The organism is Leucobacter chromiiresistens (assembly GCF_001477055.1).
Classification (GTDB): Bacteria; Actinomycetota; Actinomycetes; order Actinomycetales; family Microbacteriaceae; genus Leucobacter; species Leucobacter chromiiresistens_A.
Window position 1 is genome coordinate 21,886 of sequence record NZ_LDRK01000015.1, and the last position, 18,383, is coordinate 40,268.

The window sequence follows — 18,383 nt, forward strand, 5'->3', positions numbered from 1 at the left end:
CCGAACGGTACCCTGGACCCATGACGAATCGTGTAGCGGTCTCGGGGTCGACCGGCCGACTGGGAGCCCTCGTGTGCGAGGTCGTGGAGCAGCATCCCGACTTCGAGCTGGTCGCGCGGCTGCGCAGCACGTCGGGGCCTGAGGAGGGCGCCGACGCCGACATCGTGATCGACGTGAGTCGCCCCGACGCCTCCCCGGGGATCGTGGATCGCGCGCTCGCCCGCGGGCAGCAGGTGGTCGTGGGCACGAGCGGGTGGTCGGCCGCGCTGCTCGCCGAGCTCGCGGCCAAGCTGGAGCGCACGCCGGAGCGCGGCGTGATCGTCGTGCCGAACTTCTCGCTGGGCTCGGTGCTCGGCACCGCGCTCGCGCGCATCGCCGCGCCGTACTTCGACGCCGTCGAGGTGGTCGAGGCGCACCACCCCGGCAAGGTCGATTCGCCGAGCGGCACTGCGGTGCGCACCGCCGAGCTCATGGCGGAGGCCCGCGGCGGCCGCCCGGTGGAGGCGCCGTTCGCCGACCAGCCGGCCCGCGGCGAGCTCGTCGCGGGAATCCCCGTGCACAGCCTGCGGCTGGCGGGGGTCGTCGCGAAGCAGGAGGTGCGCTTCGGCGGTCCGGGCGAGGTGCTCACGCTCACGCACGACACCCACTCCAACGAGGCGTACCGCGCCGGGGTGCGGGCCGCGCTCGAAGCGGCGCCCGGCGCGCGCGGCCTCACGGTGGGGCTCGACGCGCTGCTGGGCCTGCACGGCGCGGCGCTCGACGGCGGTGCGCGATGAGCGCTCGTACGCGCGCCATCGTCGGCGTCGCGATCATGAGCGCCGTACTGGTGCTGTACTTCGTCTTCGTCGGCATCCGGGCGGTCGCACTGCTCGGCTCGGGGGACGCCATCGCGATCCTGATGGGCCTTGCCATGCTGGTGCTCCCCCTCATCGGGGCGTGGGCGCTCACGCGGGAGATCGTGTTCGGCAGCCAGGCCACCCGGTTGGCGGATCGGCTGGAGGCCGAGGGCGCGCTGCCCGAGGAGCCGGTGTCGGCGCGCCCTTCCGGGCGCCCGGACCGCGCCGACGCGGATGCCGCGTTCCCGAAGTACCGCGGCGAGGTCGAGGCGCAGCCCGAGTCGTGGCGCGCGTGGATGCGCCTCGGCATTGTCTACGACGCGTGCGGCGATCGGAAGCGGGCGCGCAGCGCGATCCGTCAGGCGATCGCCTGCGAACGGCAGGATCTTCGGTTGTAGCCCGGGCGATTCGTGAATCGCGCGCCGCGTGCATAGAATCGATGCCCGGGCCGCCACGTCCGGAGCTCTCTGGAACTGCGATCGACGACCCAGTCTGGAAAGGTGACATGGCGAAGTACGACCTCAACGCGCCCGAGCCCGCGACGCGGACGCTCGATTCCGTCAGCGGCATCAGCAAGAAGGGATTGCCGTCCGGCACAGTCGGAGTGCTCGGCGCCCTGGTGATCGGTCTCTCGGTCTGCGCGCCGGCGTACACGCTCACGGCGGCGGTGGGCCCGGCGGCGAGTGAGGTCGGCTATCAGACCCCGGCGATCTTCCTCATGGGCTTCATCCCGATGCTGCTCGTCGCCCTCGGCTACCGCGCGCTGAACTCCGCGATGCCCGACTCGGGAACCTCCTTCACCTGGGCGACCCGCGCGTTCGGGCCGTGGATCGGGTGGATGGCGGGCTGGGGCCTCATCGCGGCGACCGTGCTCGTGCTGTCGAACCTCGCGGGCATCGCCGTCGAGTTCCTGTTCCAGTCGATCAGCATCATGGCGAACGATCCGTCGATCGCCGACATCGCGGACAACAAGTTCATCAACATCGCCGTGTGCCTCGGATTCATGGCGCTCGCCACGATCATCTCGTACCGCGGCATGACGTCGACGAAGGTGTTCCAGTACATCACCGTCGTCTTCCAGATGGGCGTCATGGTGTGGTTCATCGTCGCCATGTTCGTCGGCGCGGGCGACCCCGCCAATGCGGAGGGCGCCATGCCGGAGCTGTCGTGGTTCAACCCCTTCGAGGTGAGCAGCTTCAGCGCCTTCGCCGCGGGCATCGCGGTCTCGATCTTCGTCTACTGGGGCTGGGACACCGTCCTCACGATGGGCGAGGAGACGAAGCCGTCGAAGGGCCGGCTCTCCACGGAGAGCAAGGCCGCCATGATCCTCGTCGCCATCCTCGTCGTGCTCTACGTCGGCACGGCGACCGCGACGGTCGCCTTCGCGGGCATCGGCGACGGACCGACCGGCCTCGGCAACTCCGCCATCGTCGAGAACGTGTTCGCGGCGCTCGCGCACCCGGTGATGGGACCCGCAGCGATCCTGCTCTCGCTCGCCATCCTCGTCAGCGCCATGGCCTCGATCAACTCGACCGCCATCTCGCCGGCCCGCACCCTGCTGGCGATGGCGCACTACCGCGCCCTGCCGGCGGCGATCAAGCGCGTGCACCCGAAGTTCAAGTCGCCGCACGTCGCCCTCATGCTCTCCTCGATCGTGGCGTCGGTCTTCTACGCCGTGATGCGCTTCGTCAGCGAGGACGTGCTGTGGGACACCATCACCGCGCTCGGCATGATGGTGTGCTTCTACTACGGCATCACCGCTCTCGCGAGCCCCTGGTACTTCCGCAGGACGGCGGTGCGGGAGGGCATCGGATCGATCGTCTCGAAGATCGTGCTGCCGGGACTCGGCGGCGTGCTGCTGCTGATCGTGTTCGTGAAGACCACGATCGACTCGATGAGCCCCGATGCGGGATCGGGCAGCAACATCGCGGGCGTCGGCCTCGTCGGCCTCATCGGCGTCGCCGTGCTCGGCATCGGCGTGGTGCTGATGCTCGCGCAGGCGAAGGCCTCGCCCGAGTTCTTCTCGGGGCGGGTGCTGGCGCGCGTCGACGCCTCGGAGGACACCTCGGCGATGCCGGTGTTCGACGACGGCCTCGGCTCGTAGTCCGCGCGGCCGTGCACCTCGGCGCGCCCGGAGCGGGCCGCGGTAGACTCGGATCCGTGAGTGCGAACGCGATCCCGACCCCGTACGAAGACCTGCTGCGAGAGGTGTACGAGCACGGCACCGCGAAATCGGACCGCACGGGCACGGGCACGCGGAGCCTCTTCGGGCGGCAGATCCGGTTCGATCTGGCCGAGTCGTTCCCGCTCATCACGACGAAGCGGGTGCACTTCAAGTCGGTCGCCGTCGAGCTGCTCTGGTTCCTGCGCGGCGAGGGCAACACCGCCTTCCTGAAGGAGCACGACGTCACCATCTGGGACGAGTGGGCCGATGCGCAGGGCGATCTGGGGCCCGTGTACGGGGTGCAGTGGCGCTCGTGGCCGACGCCGTCGGGCGGGCACATCGATCAGATCGCCCGTGTGATCGAGCAGCTGCGGGAGAACCCCGACTCGCGTCGCATCATCGTGTCCGCCTGGAACGTCGCGGACCTCGATGAGATGGCGCTCGCCCCCTGCCACGCCTTCTTCCAGTTCTACGTCGCCGACGGCAGGCTCTCGTGCCAGCTGTACCAGCGGTCGGCCGACATGTTCCTGGGCGTGCCGTTCAACATCGCCTCGTACGCCCTCCTCACCCTGATGGTGGCCCAGCAGACGGGGCTCGAGCCGGGGGAGTTCATCTGGACCGGCGGCGACTGCCACATCTACGACAACCACGTCGAGCAGGTCGAGCGCCAGCTCGCCCGCGAGCCCTTCCCGTACCCGGGCATCGAGATCCGCAAGGCCGACTCGATCTTCGCCTACGAGCTCGAAGACTTCTCGCTCGTCGACTACCAGCACCATCCCGGTATCAAGGCCCCGGTGGCGGTGTGATGTGATCCTCGGAATGATCTGGGCCGAGGCCCGCGGGGGAGCCATCGGCCGCGGCGGCGACATGCCGTGGCGCCTGCCCGAGGACGCCGCGTTCTTCAAGCAGCAGACCCTCGGCGCGCCGGTGGTCATGGGCCGGAGCACGTGGGAGTCGCTGCCGGAGCGCTTCAGGCCGCTGCCGGGGCGCGAGAACATCGTGATCACTCGGAACTCCGCGTTCGACGCGCCCGGGGCGACAGTGGAGTCGAGCCTCGAATCGGCGCTCGGCGCGCTCGACCGGCGCACCGGGGCGGAGGATCGCGTCTGGATCATGGGCGGCGGACGGCTCTACCGGGCTGCGATGCCGTACGCCGACGAACTCGTCGTGACCCGCATCGAACTCGAGGTGCCGGACGCCGACACCTTCGCACCCGAGATCGGGCCGGAGTGGACGCTCGTCGATCCCGGGACCCGTGAAACCTCACGGACCGGGCTGGTGTACCGCTTCGAGCGGTGGCGCACGGAGGCTCCGAGGGAGAACGTCCGGTAGCCTAGTCTCGTGGCACACCCAGAGAATCCTTTCGGTCAGGTCCTCGTCGCACTCATCACGCCGTTCCACGCCGATGGTGAAGTCGATTGGGCTGCGACCGAGAAGCACATCGACGACTGCATCTCGAGCGGCGCGGATGGCATCGTGGTCACCGGGACGACCGGTGAGACGAGCACGCTGACCGACCCCGAGAAGCTGAAGCTCGTCGAGGTCGCGAAGTCGGTCTCGGGCGGCCGCGCCAAGATCATCACCGGCGGAGGGTCGAACGAGACCGCCCACGCGATCGAGCTCTACCGCGCCAGCGAGCGCGCGGGAGCCGACGGCGTGATGATCGTCACCCCGTACTACAACAAGCCGACCCAGGCGGGTCTGCTCACGCACTTCCGCATGGTGGCGGACGCGACCGACCTGCCCGTCATCCTGTACGACATCCCCGGCCGCACGGGAGTGCCGATCACGTACGAGACGCTGCTGCGCCTCGCCAAGCACCCGAACATCCTCGCCGTGAAAGACGCCAAGGGCGACTTCAGCGAGGTCAGCCGGGTGCTGAACCAGACCGATCTCATGTACTTCTCGGGCGACGACGCGAACGTGCTGCCGCACCTGTCGATCGGCGCGAGCGGACTCATCGGGGTGACGGCGAACATCGCAGCCGCGCCGTACCGGGCGATCATCGACGCCGTCAATGCGGGGGATCTCCACACGGCCCGCGACGTGCACCAGCAGCTCGAGCCGCTCGTGCGCGCCGTCATGACGCATGTTCCCGGCACCGTCGCCGCCAAGTACATCCTCCACGGTCTCGGCCGGATCGGAAGCCCGCGCGTGCGGCTGCCGCTCGTCGGGCCGGAGGAGTGGGAGGCCGCCCTCATCGAGGACGAGCTCGCCCTCATCACCGATGCCCCCGGCATCGATCTCTCGAACTTCAGGCCGGACCGCAACGCGGCTGCCGGCGGTGCCCTGCCCCGGATCGCAGGCACCACCCGCCAATAACAGGAGGCTCAGTGCCCAACCCCGTAATCACCCCGCCCGCGCTCGAAGCGGGCACCCTTCGCATCACGCCGCTCGGCGGCCTCGGCGAGGTGGGCCGCAACATGACGGTCTACGAGATCGACGGCAAGCTGCTCGTCGTCGACTGCGGCGTGCTCTTCCCCGAGGAGCACCAGCCCGGCGTCGACGTGATCCTGCCCGACATTTCGAAGATCGAGCACCGCCTCGGCGACATCGTCGCCGTGGTGCTCACGCACGGCCACGAGGACCACATCGGCGCGGTGCCGTATCTGCTGAAGCGGCGCGAGAACATCCCGCTCATCGGCTCGAAGCTGACCCTTGCATTCGTCGAGGCGAAGCTCAAGGAGCACCGCATCCGCCCCGAGACGCGCGTCGTCGCCGAGGGCGACCGCATCACGACCGGGCCGTTCGACCTCGAGTTCATCGCGGTGAACCACTCGATCCCCGATGCGCTCGCCGTGGCCATCCGCACCGACGCCGGGCTGGTCATCGGCACCGGCGACTTCAAGATGGATCAGCTGCCGCTCGACGGCCGCATCACCGATCTGCGCGCCTTCGCCCGTCTCGGCGAGGAGGGCGTCGACCTCTTCATGACCGACTCGACCAACGCCGAGGTGCCCGGCTTCACTGCCCTCGAGAAGGACATCGGGCCCGTGCTCGAGCGCGTCATCGAGAAGGCGCCCGGCAAGGTGGTGGTCGCGAGCTTCTCGAGCCACGTGCACCGCGTGCAGCAGGTGCTCGACGCCGCGCAGAAGAACGGGCGCCGCGTCGTGCTGCTCGGCCGTTCCATGGTGCGCAACATGAAGATCGCCTCAGATCTCGGGTACCTGACCGTTCCCGAGGGCGTGCTCGTCGATCTGAAGAAGAGCGGCGACATCCCCGACGACCGCATCGTGTACATGTCGACCGGTTCGCAGGGCGAGCCGATGGCGGTGCTCGCGCGCATGGTGAACCAGGAGCACCAGGTCGAGATCGGCGCGAACGACACCGTGATCCTCGCGTCGAGCCTCATCCCCGGCAACGAGAACTCGGTGTACCGCATCATCAACGGCCTCATGAAGCTCGGCGCGAACGTCGTGCACAAGGGCAACGCCAAGGTGCACGTCTCGGGTCACGCCTCCGCGGGCGAGCTCATGTACTGCTACAACATCGTCCGCCCGAAGAACGTGATGCCGATCCACGGCGAGTACCGTCACCTCATCGCGAACGCGGGCGTCGCCATCCAGACCGGTGTGCCGCAGAACCGCACGATCATCGCCGAGAACGGCACGGTCGTCGATCTCGCCGACGGCGTCGCCCGCAAGGTCGGCCAGCTGGAGATCGACTTCATCTACGTCGACGGCAAGAGCGTCGGCCGCGTCACCGACGAGGATCTGCGCGACCGCCGCACGCTCGCCGAGGAGGGATTCATCTCGGTCATCACCGTCGTCGAGACGAGCCTCGGGCAGATCATCTCGGGCCCCGAGGTGCACGCCAAGGGCGTCGCGGAGGACGACCGGGTCTTCGACAAGATCAAGCCGCAGATCGCCGACGCCCTCGAGCAGGCGATGAAGGACGGCGTGACCGACCCCCATGCGCTGCAGCAGATCACTCGGCGCACCGTGGGCCGCTGGGTGGGCACGAAGCTGCGCCGCAAGTCGATGATCGTCCCTGTCGTGGTCGTGGTGTAGCTCGTGACGACCGGTTCGGCTTCGGCCGTCGCCCGGTTCGCCTCCGATGCGGAGCGCGCGGAGTGGAATGCGCGCGTCGCCGCGAACCCGGGCGGCGGAGAGGTGTGGGCGGGCGAGGAGTACCTCGATGTCAAGCGCGCCGAGAACGGGTACCGCGACCTCCGTGTGATCGTGGAGCGCGGTGCGCGCCCGCCCATCGCCGTCGGCGTGCTCGCGAAGCGCGTGCCGCTGCTCGGCTGGTGGTGGCACCTGCCCGCCGGGCCCGCGGGCGCGGATGTCGCCGAGGTGCGGGAGACGGCTGCGGCGGTCGCCGCGCTCGCCCGGGCCTCCGGCGCGTTCCTGCTCAAGATCGAGCCCCGGATCGGCCGCGAGGCGATCCCCGCTCTCCACGACGCCGGCTATCGCGACGCCGTCCGCATCATCCCGAACCCCTCGACCGTGCTCGTGGACGTCTCCGGCACCGAGGACGAGGTGTTCTCGCGGATCGGCAAGAAGGCGCGCAACGCGATCAACCGGGCGAGGCGCGACGGCATCTCGGTGTCGCGCGTCGAGCCCACCGCCGAGCACAGCGCCCAGCTCTTCCGGCTGCTGCAGGAGACCGCGGAGGGCCGCTTCGTGCTGCGCTCGGAGCGGTACTACCGCGAGTTCTGGCAGCGCTTCTCGCGAGCCGGCGCCGGGCAGATGTTCCTCGCGCACCGCGACGGGGCACTCGTCGCCGGAGCGTACGCGATGGCGCTCGGCGCGAAGACGACGTACAAGGACGGGGCCTCCGTGCGGGCGAAGACGGCCTACGGGGCCTCGCACGCGCTGCAGTGGGAGGTCATGCGCTGGGCGAACGAGCGCGGCGCCGTCGTGCACGATCTCTGCGGTGCGCCGCCCTCGGATCGCGCCGAAGATCGCGAGCACCCGCTGTTCGGCGTGGGGCAGTTCAAGCGCTCGTTCTCGCCGCAGATCATCGACTACGCAGGCGCATTCGACCTGCCGCTGCGCCCGCTCGCCTCCCGCATTTGGGAGGTGGCGGGCGATCGGATCGCGCGACGCGTCTCGCTCGCCGTTCGGAAGGACCCCTACTACTGATGGCCGCCGGACTCATCCGCGCGAGCGCCGTCATGGCGTCGGGCACGATCGTCTCGCGCGTGCTCGGCCTCGGGAAGGCCATGCTGCTCGCCTACGCCATCGGCTCGGTCGGGGCGCGCTCGGCCGACGCGTTCGCGAACGGCAATCTGCTGCCGAACACCGTCTACATGATCCTCATCGGCGGCGTGCTGAACGCCGTGCTGGTGCCGCAGATCGTCAAGGCCGCCCAGAACAGCGACGGGGGAGCGGGGTACATCAACAAGATCCTCACTCTCGTCACGACCGCGCTCGTGGTGATCACGGGCCTCGCGATGGCGGCGGCGCCGTGGATCGTGCGGATCACCGTCGAGGGGTGGGGCGAGGATCAGCTGGCGCTCGCCACGGCGTTCGCGTACTGGTGCATGCCCCAGGTCGTCTTCTACGGCATCTACACCGTCATGGGCGAGGTGCTGAACGCGCGGAGCCGGTTCGGGCCCTTCACGTGGGCCCCCGTGCTCAACAACCTGATCGCGATCGGCGGCATTCTCGTCTTCATCGCGATGTTCGGCGCCGACCCGGAGGGGCGGCTCGCGGTGACGGGCTGGACGCCCGAGATGATCGCGGTGCTGGGCGGCAGCGCGACGCTCGGCATCGTGGCGCAGGCGCTGATCCTCTTCGTGTCGTGGCGCAGTGCGGGCATCCGCTTCCGACCCGACTTCGCCTGGCGCGGCGTGGGGCTCGGCCATACCGCGCGCCTCGCGACATGGACGCTCGCAATGGTCGTGGTGATGCAGGTCGGCGGCATCGTGACGAACCGCATCGTCGCGATCGGCTCGGGGGAGGGGCCCTCGACGAGCGCGATGCAGAACGTCTGGCTCATCTTCATGATGCCGCACTCCGTGATCGCGGTATCGCTCGCGACCGCGTATTTCACCCGACTGGCGGAGTGGGGGCAGTCCGGCCGCATGGCCGAGTTCCGGAGCGACCTCTCGGCGTCGCTGCGGCAGATCGCCCTCGTCATGGTCTACGCCGCCGTGATCCTCGTGACCGCAGCGCCCTTCGTCGGCCGCATCATCAACTTCGGGGCGCTGCCCGAGCAGGTCGACATGTTCGCCGAAGCCCTCGTCGCCTACGCGGCGAGTCTCGCGGCCTACAGCTTCCTGTTCGTGGTGCAGCGCGCCTTCTACGCGCTCTCCGACACGCGCACGCCGTTCGTGTTCACCACGATCCAGATGGTGCTCGTCATCGCACTCTCGCTGCTGCTCCCCGTGCTCGTCGCGCCCCGCCACATCGGCGTCTCGTTCGCGCTGATCTGGTCGTTCGCGACCATCGTCGAAGCCCTGCTCGCGACCTGGCTGCTCCGGCGCAAGATCGGCTCGATCGACGGGCGGCGGGTGGCGCAGAGCCTGACAAAGTACCTCCTCGCCGCCATTCCAGCCCTCGCCGTCGGCCTGCTCGCGACGCACCTCGGGCGCCTCCTGGCGCCGGAGTTCGGCGTCTGGCAGGCGCTCCCGTTCGCGGCCGTCGAGGCCGTCATCGTGGGCGTCGTCTATCTGCTCGTGCTCCGCCTGCTCCGATCCTCAGAGGTGTCGGACATCGTCGGCACGATCTCCCGAACACTTGGAAGGACCCGTTCGTGACCTCCCTCACCGTGACCCCCTGCACCGACCGCGCCGAGTGGGATGCCATCATCGAGCGGCTCGGCGGCCACCCGCTGCAGCTGTGGGGCTGGGGCGACGTGAAGTCGGCCCACCGGTGGTCGGCCGAGCGCGTGCTCGTGCGCTCGGGCGCCGAGGTCGACGCACCCGTCGTCGGGGCCTGCCAGCTCCTCACGCGTGCGCTGCCCGGGCCGGTCGGCGACTTCGTGTACGCGCCCCGCGGCCCCGTGCTCGCGCGCGATGCCCAGGCCCCGGAACGGCCGGCGGCCGTGCCCGCGCCGTCCGCCGTCGCCGATGCGGTCGCCGACTACGTGCACGGCTCGCGGCGTGCGGTGGCGGTCTCGGTGGAGCCCGACGAGGACGCCGGCTCGTTCGCCCTGACGCCCCGGTGGCGCCGCGCGGAGACGCCCGTGCTGCCGGCGCGCACGCTGATCCTGGATCTGCGGCGGTCGGAGGACGAGCTGCTCGCGGACATGTCGAAGAAGCACCGGCAGTACATCCGGAAGTCGGGCCGCGAGGACGCCCTGCAGATCCGTCCGGTCGAGACGCTCGAGCAGCTCGACGCGTGCCTCGACGTCTACCGCGAGACGAGCGAGCGCGCCGACTTCGGGCTGCACGAGGACTCCTACTACCACGACGTGTTCACCATGCTCGGAGACGACGCCCCGGTGTGGGCGGCGTACGCCGAGGGCCGCCCGGTGGCGTTCCTCTTCATGGCGAAGTCGCGCCGCACCGCGTTCGAGCTGTACGGCGGCATGGACGAGACGGGGCAGCGCCTGCGCGCCAACTACGCGCTCAAGTGGCACGTCATCAGGCACATGAAGTCGATCGGGGTCGAGCGCTACGACTTCGGCGGCCTCATCAACGACGGCGTGACCACCTTCAAGACGGGTTTCGCCTCGCACGAGAATCTGCTCGCGGGCAGCTGGGATCGCCCCGGCCCGGGGTACGCGCTGTGGACGAAGGGCCTGCCGCTCGCGAAGCGCGCAGTCCGCGCGCTGCGCCGGCGGTAGGGGGCCTCCGGCCCGGCTCGTCGCCCGGCGATTCTCGCGGGTGCGGAGCGTCAACTCGCCATTGTCGGCGGTCGAACGTACCCTCGTACCATGGCCAGTAAAGCTTCGTCGCGCCAGCACACGGGAAAGGCCGCGACTCGGGGTTCCCGATCAGCGGAGACCCGAGCGACCGCGAAAACGAAGGTGCTCGCCGAACCCGAGGCGACGGACGGCGTGGTGGTGCGCGCCTGGAACGGGCTGGCGCACGCCGTGGGGGCCGCGGCCCGCGCCTTCCGCGTCGAGCCGCTCGCGCCAGAGGATCGCCGCGACGGGGTGCCGCTGCTCCTCGTGCTGCTCGCGATCGCCGGAGCGGTGATCGAGTGGTTCTTCATCGGGCAGACGTTCGCCGTGACCCTCGATGCCTGGTCGTTCGGCGGGCTCTTCGGGCGGGTCGCCTTCGGCCTGCCGATCATCATGGCGGGCTTCGCGCTCTGGCTCTTCAACCACCCGTCGAGCGTGCACGACAACCGGCGCATCGCGACGGGGCTCACGCTCGCCGTGCTCTCGGCTGCGGGACTCTGCCACCTGTACGGCGGCATGCCGAACCCCTGGGAGCACCCCGAGCAGCTGAGCGCCGCAGGCGGAGTCTTCGGCTGGCTGGTCGGCGGGGCGCTCAAGTACCTCACGATGTGGGTCGCGGTGCCGCTGCTCTCGATCCTGATCCTCATGTCGCTGCTCATCGTGTTGAAGACGCCTCCCTCGCGCATCGCCCGGCGGGTGCGCGAGGCGTACGCGTTCCTCTTCGGCGTGAGCGCCGAGGGCGAGCAGCACCCCGACCCCGCACCCGCGCCGAAGCGCAGTCGCAAGCAGGAGCGGGCCGAGCAGCAGGCGCTCTTCGATCTCGAGCAGCAGGAGGGCGACGGCGACGCGATGCCCTGGTGGCGCCGCAATGCCTCCGGTCGCGAGGAGGATCCGGAGTACGCGGCCGATCGCTCCGGTCTCGATGCCGCACTCGGCGGCGCGACGCCCGAGGCGGAGAGCAACGGCGCATTCGAGTCCGCGCTCGCCCCCGAGCCGGCGACCGGTGCGTTCCCCTCCGACCTCTTCGACGAACTGGAGCAGGCCGAGGCCGCCGTGCAGGCGACGGCGACCGGGCCGGCATCGGGGCTCGGCGACGACTCCTGGGACGACTTCGCGGCCTCCGCTCCCGAGCCGCGCACCGAGGAGACGGCCGCACCCGCTGCCGCTTCGGAGCCCTTCGTCGTCGCGCCGCCGCACAGCCCCGCAGACCAGGCCGCGTACCGTCTGCCCGACCAGAACGCGCTCTCGGCCGGCGACGCCCCGAAGACCCACACCGAGGCGAACGATCTCATCACTGCCGCGATCGCGCGCGTCTTCGAGGAGTTCAAGGTCGACGCCCGGGTGTCCGGCTTCTCCCGCGGCCCGACCGTGACGCAGTACGAAGTCGAGCTCGGCCCGGGCGTGAAGGTGGAGAAGGTCACCGCGCTCTCGAAGAACCTCTCCTACGCCGTCGCCTCGAACGAGGTGCGCATCCTCTCCCCGATTCCCGGGCGGAGCGCCATCGGCATCGAGATCCCGAACCAGGACCGCGAGAACGTCGCGCTGGGCGACGTTCTGCGATCGAGCAAGGCTCAGCGCAGCGCGCACCCCATGACGATCGGCGTGGGCAAGGACGTCAAGGGCGGCTTCGTCGTCGCGAATCTCGCCAAGATGCCCCACCTGCTCGTCGCAGGAGCCACCGGCTCGGGCAAGTCGAGCTTCATCAACTCCATGATCACCAGCATCCTCATGCGGGCGACGCCCTCCGAGGTGCGCATGGTGCTCGTCGATCCGAAGCGCGTCGAGCTCACCGTGTACCAGGGCGTCCCGCACCTCATCACGCCCATCATCACGAACCCCAAGAAGGCGGCCGAAGCGCTGCAGTGGGTCGTGAAGGAGATGGACATGCGCTACGACGACCTCGCGAGCTTCGGCTTCCGCCACATCGACGACTTCAACGAGGCCGTGCGGTCTGGCGGCATCGTGCTCCCCGAGGGCAGCCAGCGCGTGCTGAAGCCCTACCCCTATCTCCTCGTCGTGGTCGACGAGCTGGCCGACCTCATGCTCATCGCCCCCCGCGACGTCGAGGATTCGATCCAGCGCATCACCCAGCTGGCTCGCGCCGCAGGCATCCACCTGGTGCTCGCGACGCAGCGCCCGTCGGTGAACGTCGTGACCGGCGTGATCAAGTCGAACGTGCCGAGCCGCTACGCGTTCGCCGTCGCGTCCGGCACGGACTCGCGGGTCATCCTCGACGAGGTGGGCGCGGAGCGGCTCATCGGCCAGGGCGACGGCCTGCTCCTGCTGAACGGTGAATCATCGCCGGTGCGCGTGCAGGGCGCGTGGGTCGGCGAATCCGAGATCGCCCAAGTGGTCGCCCACGTGAAGGCTCAGGCGCAGCCCGAGTACCGCGCGGACGTGGCCCAGGCGGTCGAGAAGAAGGAGATCGATGAGGACATCGGCGACGATCTCGAGGTGCTGATCGCAGCCATCGAGCTCGTCGTCTCCTCGCAGTTCGGCTCGACCTCGATGCTGCAGCGCAAACTGCGCGTCGGATTCGCGAAGGCCGGGCGGTTGATGGATCTGATGGAGTCGCGCGACATCGTCGGCCCGTCGGAGGGCTCGAAGGCCCGAGATGTGCTCGTCAGCCCGGAGCAGCTGCCCGAGGTGCTCGCGCGCATCGCCGGCGGTCCCGCTTCCGCCGCGCCCGCGTTCGAGGCCCCGCGCGCGCAGCCGTCAGGAGCAGGCGCACCGGGTGCCGCCCCATCCGCGGCGAGCGGAGCGGCGGGGCTCGCCGCTGGAGGCGCCGCCTCCGCTCCGGGTGCCGGCGGTGACGCGGAGACGGACGTCATCGATCCGCTCGACGCATCGCTCGGAGCCGCGGACCCCCGGTACGACGACCCGATCGCCCAGCATCAGGCAGGCCTCGAAGAAGTCGAGAGCGACGGCGACGAGGATGCTTGGCAGCTCACCGGGCGAGACTGACCCGACACCCCTTCGGACCGAAGTCGGACCGAAACCCGAGTGGCGCGGAACCTCCGCGCCGACGAACAGAGGAGACGACGGTGACGCATCCCGACGCGCAGGCGGCCCCCGGCCCGCACGAGTCGCAGGAGCACGACCCCCGCGGGCGCGGCGCCTGGGTCTGGGGAGTGACGGCGGCGCTCGCAGTGGTGGTGCTCGGCGCCGCGGGCACGGTGATCGCCGTCGACGCGCAGTCGAACAATCGCGGAGAGGTGCGCGATGTCGCGACGCAGTACCTCGACGCGGTCGCGGGCGGGCGCCTCGCCGAGGCGGAGCGCCTCTTCGACGGAGCGCCATCGGCCGCCTCGGGCGGCGCGCCGAGCGCCGACGTGTTCGCGGAGGCGGAGCACATCGCGCACCCCGAGCTCGAGCGCTTCCGCGTCGACTTCGACGGCGGGCGGGCCACCGGTGAGGTCGTCTACGAACTCGACGGCTACCCCTACACCGATCACCTCGAACTGCGCCGCGGCGCGGACGACACGTGGAGCGTCACCTCGGGACTCCGGTACGACGTGATGCTCGACACAGCCGGAGGCGGAGCGCTCGGGCTGCACGGAGCCGACGAGCCGTTCCCCGCGGAGGCCGACTACGTGACCCTGTACGCGGGCCAGTACGCGCTCGAATCGCACAACCCCTACTTCGCGACGCTCGACGGGGCCCGGTTCCCCGTCACCTCCGCGGGCGACGCGCTCTTCGCCTCCGAATGGGTCGTACCCGGGCCCGACTACGCCGAGGAGGTGCAGCGGAAGGTCGCCGAGGCGTACCGAGCGTGCGCGACGTCGACGGACGTCTGGGAGCTGCAGTCGTGCGGCATCGACGCGATGGAGCCGAGCGCGAAGTTCGACCCCGTCGCCTCCGTGACGGTATCCGTCGAGATGGTGACGCCGCCGCTGGTGAGCAGCGTCGACGAGGCCTCCACCTGGATGCAGATCGAGGAGCGCGGCGAATTCACGGCGACATACACCGGCCGTGGCGCCGACGGCCGGCCCGTCACCGAGACGCTCGAGGTGGGCGCCTCCGACGCGGACGTCGAGGTGACGCCGACGACGGACGGGCTCGACGTCGAGATCTACGCCTACTAGGAGCGGGCGGCGGCGCCTCAAGTAGGCTGCTGACATGACCGGCAACGCCCCCGCGCCCGCGGCGCCCAGCAACTGGAACGCCCCCAACATCATCACGGGGGCGCGCATCCTCGCCACGCCCTTCTTCCTGTGGATGCTGCTCGCGGACGGCGGCGCCGACGGCCCCTGGCGCTGGGCGGCCGCCGCGTTCTTCGTGCTCGCGATCGCGACGGACGCCTGGGACGGGCACATCGCACGGTCCCGCGGGCTCATCACGGATCTCGGCAAGCTGCTCGACCCGATCGCCGACAAGTTCCTGACCGGTGCCGCGCTGGTCGGCCTCTCCATCCTGGCCGAGCTGCCCTGGTGGGTGACCGTGCTCATCCTCGTGCGCGAGGTCGGCATCACCGTGCACCGGCTGCTCGTCGCCCACGACGTCGTGCTCGCCGCCGCCTGGGCCGGCAAGGTGAAGACCGTCGCCCAGTCCGTCGCGATCACGCTCGCACTGCTGCCGCTCGCCGGCGTCGTGGGATCGGCCGCGCCCGTCGTCGAGTGGATCAACATCATCACGATGACCATCGCATTCATCCTCACCATGACGAGCGGACTCGACTACGTCGTCGGGTACGCGCGCGCGAGGCGGGCGGCACGATGACCGCGGCCGACCGGGCGGAGCTCGCCCGGCGCGTCATCGAGGAGGCGGGCGCACGCGGGCTCACCCTCGCGGTCGCCGAGTCGCTCACCGGCGGTCTGCTCGCCGATGCCTTCGTCTCGATCCCCGGAGCCTCGCGCGTGCTCGTCGGCGGCGTCGTCGCCTACGACACCGCGCTCAAGCACACCCTCCTCGGCGTCGACCACGAACTCCTGCGTCGGCGCGGCCCCGTCGACGGCGAGGTCGCGCGACAGATGGCCGCAGGGGTGCGTCGAGCGTGCGCCGTGCCGCGCAGGGGCTCCACCGCGGCTCCCACGGCCATCGGCGTCGCCACGACGGGCGTCGCCGGGCCCGATCCCGATCCGCAGACCGGTCAACCCGCCGGAACGGTCTGGGTCGCGGTGAGCGCGGGCGCCGTCGAGCGGCAGCGGCTGCTCGACCTCGACGGCGACCGCGCGACCATTCGCGCAGCAGCCGTCACCGCGGCGATCGAGCTGCTGGTCGAGTGCCTCGAGCCCGGATCGGCCTCATCCACTCCGTGACCTCGGTACGCTGGGGGCGAATCGATCATCGCAGATCGCGGCGATCCAACTCCGCGAAGGGGAATTGAGAGTGCAGAAGAACAGACGTTGGACTCGCGTGCGCGCCGGTCTCGCGGCAGGATTCGCAGCGACGCTGCTGCTGGGAACCGGAGCGGCGACCGCGGTCATGCCGGCTCAGGCGGAGGGGGAGACGTACGTCATCGCGACGGACACGACCTTCGCGCCGTTCGAGTTCCGCGATCCGTCGACCGGAGACCTCGTCGGCATCGACATGGACCTGATGAACACGATCGCGGAGCGGGAGGGGTTCAGCGTCGACATCCGCTCGCTGGGGTTCCAGGCCGCGCTCTCCGCCGTGCAGTCGGGGCAGGCCGACGGGGTCATCGCCGGCATGTCCATCACGGACGAGCGCAAGGAGATCTTCGACTTCTCCGAACCGTACTTCGAATCGGGCGTGCAGATGGCGGTCGCCGCGAACGACGACTCGATCGAGGGCTATGCCGACCTCGCCGGCGAGACCGTGGTCGCGAAGTCGGGTTCCGAGGGGCTCGCCGAGGCCGAGAAGCTCGCTGAGGAGTACGGCTTCACCGTGAAGGCGCTCGACCAGTCGGCGACCATGTACGAGTCGGTGAAGAACCAGTCGGCGGTCGCAGTGTTCGACGACTACCCGGTGCTGGCCTACGGCATCGACCAGGGCAACGGACTCAAGGTCGTCACCGAGAAGATCCCGGGCGGCGAGTACGGGTTCGCCGTGGCGAAGGGCGAGAACTCCGAGCTGCTCGCGGCGTTCAACGACGGCCTCGCGAAACTGCAGGCCGACGGCACCTACGACGAGATCCTCGACACGTACCTCGGCGACTCCGAGGCTGCGCAGGGCGGCGGCAACATCTTCGAACTCGTGGTCCAGAGCTGGCCCGCGCTCTCGAAGGGGCTCTGGAACACGGTGTCGATCACCGTGGTCTCGTTCGTCATCGCGCTGGCGCTCGGGCTCGTGTTCGGGTTCATGAAGATCTCGTCCTCGCGCATCGTGCGCGGGATCGCCACCGTGTACGTCTCGATCTTCCGCGGCACCCCGATCCTCGTCTGGGCGTTCCTCTTCTACTTCGGTCTGCCGCAGCTCACCGGGGCGCCCGGCAACGTGTTCCTCGCCGGTGTCGCGACGCTCGCGCTCAATGCGGGCGCCTACCTCACCGAGATCGTGCGGGGCGGGCTGCAGGCCGTGGATCCGGGGCAGATGGAGGCCGCTCGATCGCTGGGACTCGGATGGGGCCGTTCCATGCAGCGCGTCGTGGTGCCGCAGGCCGCCAAGATCTCGATGCCCTCCATCATCAATCAGCTCGTGATCACGCTGAAGGACTCGTCGCTGCTGCTGACCATCGGCTTCGCGGAGCTCCTCTACCAGGCCCAGCAGATCTACGCGGCGAACTTCCGCACGACCGAGATGCTCATCATCGTCGGCGTGATGTACTTCATCGTCATCACGCTGCTGACCTGGCTGGCGAACATCGTGGATAAGAAGGTGAACAAGTGACCGAGAACACGGCAACGCACACGGGCACTCCGGCGATCGAGGTCGCGGGGCTGCGCAAGTCGTTCGGCAGCAACGAGGTGCTGACCGGCATCGACCTCGTCGTGGCGGAGGGAGAGGTCGTCTCCGTGATCGGGCCCTCCGGGTCGGGCAAGTCGACCCTGCTCCGGTGCCTCAACCGCCTCGAGGAGCCGAGCGGCGGCTCGGTGGTGGTCAGCGGTATGGAGCTCACGTCGCAGCAGGCGGACATCAACGTGGTGCGGCAGAACATCGGCATGGTGTTCCAGCACTTCAACCTGTTCCCGAACATGACGGTGCTCGAGAACATCATGCTCGCCCCGGTCGACCTGAGGAAGAAGTCGAGGAGCGAGGCCCGGGCTGCGGGGCTGTCGCTGCTCGAGCGCGTCGGACTCTCGGAGAAGGCGGACGCCCGACCGGCGTCGCTCTCGGGCGGGCAGAAGCAGCGCGTCGCGATCGCCCGCGCGCTCGCGATGGAGCCGAAGATCATGCTGTTCGACGAGGCCACCTCGGCGCTCGACCCCGAGATGGTGGGGGAGGTGCTGCAGGTGATCCGCGATCTCGCGGCGTCGGGCATGACCATGGTGCTGGTCACTCACGAGATGGGCTTCGCCCGCGAGGTGTGCGACCGTGTCGTGTTCATGGACGGCGGCACCGTCGTGGAGCAGGGCGCGCCCGAGCAGGTGTTCGGCGACCCGCAGCAGACGCGCACGCAGGAGTTCCTCTCGAAGGTGCTGTGAGCGCTTCTGACCGACCGTTCCTGACACTTCGCTGAACCTGAG

Annotated in this window: 16 protein-coding genes; all 16 read left to right on the forward strand. The window is 69.8% G+C overall.

Translation table 11 applies throughout. The features are described 5' to 3' along the window. Positions 1-20: 20 nt before the first annotated feature. The 16 genes from dapB (at position 21) to NS354_RS03285 (ending at position 18,341) form a co-directional block, all read left to right on the forward strand. Positions 21-776: a 4-hydroxy-tetrahydrodipicolinate reductase gene (gene dapB / locus NS354_RS03210; protein ID WP_058593174.1), complete on the forward strand. Its 756-nt coding sequence runs from the start codon at positions 21-23 to the stop codon at positions 774-776. After that, the gene (locus NS354_RS03215; protein ID WP_058593175.1) at positions 773-1,234 is read left to right on the forward strand and encodes a hypothetical protein; all 462 of its coding nucleotides are present in this window, start codon (positions 773-775) and stop codon (positions 1,232-1,234) included. The genes dapB and NS354_RS03215 overlap by 4 nt, the downstream gene beginning before the upstream one ends. A 107-nt stretch (positions 1,235-1,341) precedes the next feature. Further along, positions 1,342-2,940 carry an APC family permease gene (locus NS354_RS03220; RefSeq protein WP_058593176.1) on the forward strand — a complete coding sequence of 533 codons (1,599 nt, stop codon included), beginning with the start codon at positions 1,342-1,344 and terminating at the stop codon, positions 2,938-2,940. A 56-nt stretch (positions 2,941-2,996) separates the two neighbouring features. After that, entirely contained in the window at positions 2,997-3,806 is an 810-nt protein-coding gene (locus NS354_RS03225; RefSeq protein WP_058593177.1) for a thymidylate synthase, read from the forward strand. 13 nt (positions 3,807-3,819) lie between these two features. Continuing rightward, complete coding sequence (locus NS354_RS03230) at positions 3,820-4,332, forward strand: dihydrofolate reductase (protein ID WP_058593178.1); 513 nt, start codon at positions 3,820-3,822, stop codon at positions 4,330-4,332. A 9-nt stretch (positions 4,333-4,341) separates the two neighbouring features. Continuing rightward, positions 4,342-5,322, forward strand: coding sequence for a 4-hydroxy-tetrahydrodipicolinate synthase (gene dapA, locus NS354_RS03235; RefSeq protein WP_058593179.1), 981 nt, complete (start codon positions 4,342-4,344; stop codon positions 5,320-5,322). Positions 5,323-5,333: 11 nt separating this feature from the next. Next, on the forward strand, positions 5,334-7,010 hold the full coding sequence (locus NS354_RS03240) for a ribonuclease J (RefSeq protein ID WP_058593180.1): 1,677 nt from the start codon (positions 5,334-5,336) through the stop codon (positions 7,008-7,010). A 3-nt stretch (positions 7,011-7,013) separates the two neighbouring features. Further along, complete coding sequence (locus NS354_RS03245; protein ID WP_058593181.1) at positions 7,014-8,087, forward strand: lipid II:glycine glycyltransferase FemX; 1,074 nt, start codon at positions 7,014-7,016, stop codon at positions 8,085-8,087. Then, complete coding sequence (murJ, locus tag NS354_RS03250; RefSeq protein ID WP_058593182.1) at positions 8,087-9,706, forward strand: murein biosynthesis integral membrane protein MurJ; 1,620 nt, start codon at positions 8,087-8,089, stop codon at positions 9,704-9,706. Before NS354_RS03245 ends, murJ begins: the two co-directional genes overlap by 1 nt. Further along, positions 9,703-10,737 (forward strand): lipid II:glycine glycyltransferase FemX, encoded by a 1,035-nt coding sequence (locus tag NS354_RS03255; RefSeq protein ID WP_058593183.1) that lies wholly within the window; start codon positions 9,703-9,705, stop codon positions 10,735-10,737. The genes murJ and NS354_RS03255 overlap by 4 nt, the downstream gene beginning before the upstream one ends. A gap of 90 nt (positions 10,738-10,827) precedes the next feature. After that, positions 10,828-13,761, forward strand: coding sequence for an FtsK/SpoIIIE family DNA translocase (locus NS354_RS03260; protein ID WP_058593184.1), 2,934 nt, complete (start codon positions 10,828-10,830; stop codon positions 13,759-13,761). An 80-nt stretch (positions 13,762-13,841) separates the two neighbouring features. Further along, positions 13,842-14,882 carry a hypothetical protein gene (locus tag NS354_RS03265; RefSeq protein WP_058593185.1) on the forward strand — a complete coding sequence of 347 codons (1,041 nt, stop codon included), beginning with the start codon at positions 13,842-13,844 and terminating at the stop codon, positions 14,880-14,882. A gap of 34 nt (positions 14,883-14,916) precedes the next feature. Then, the gene (pgsA, locus tag NS354_RS03270; protein ID WP_058593186.1) at positions 14,917-15,516 is read left to right on the forward strand and encodes a CDP-diacylglycerol--glycerol-3-phosphate 3-phosphatidyltransferase; all 600 of its coding nucleotides are present in this window, start codon (positions 14,917-14,919) and stop codon (positions 15,514-15,516) included. Then, positions 15,513-16,055, forward strand: coding sequence for a CinA family protein (locus tag NS354_RS03275; RefSeq protein ID WP_058593187.1), 543 nt, complete (start codon positions 15,513-15,515; stop codon positions 16,053-16,055). The genes pgsA and NS354_RS03275 overlap by 4 nt, the downstream gene beginning before the upstream one ends. 97 nt (positions 16,056-16,152) lie before the next feature. Next, a complete protein-coding gene (locus tag NS354_RS03280; protein WP_058593188.1) occupies positions 16,153-17,586 on the forward strand; it encodes an amino acid ABC transporter substrate-binding protein/permease in 1,434 nt (477 codons plus the stop codon). Further along, positions 17,583-18,341 (forward strand): amino acid ABC transporter ATP-binding protein, encoded by a 759-nt coding sequence (locus NS354_RS03285; protein ID WP_058593189.1) that lies wholly within the window; start codon positions 17,583-17,585, stop codon positions 18,339-18,341. The genes NS354_RS03280 and NS354_RS03285 overlap by 4 nt, the downstream gene beginning before the upstream one ends. Positions 18,342-18,383 lie beyond the last annotated feature (42 nt).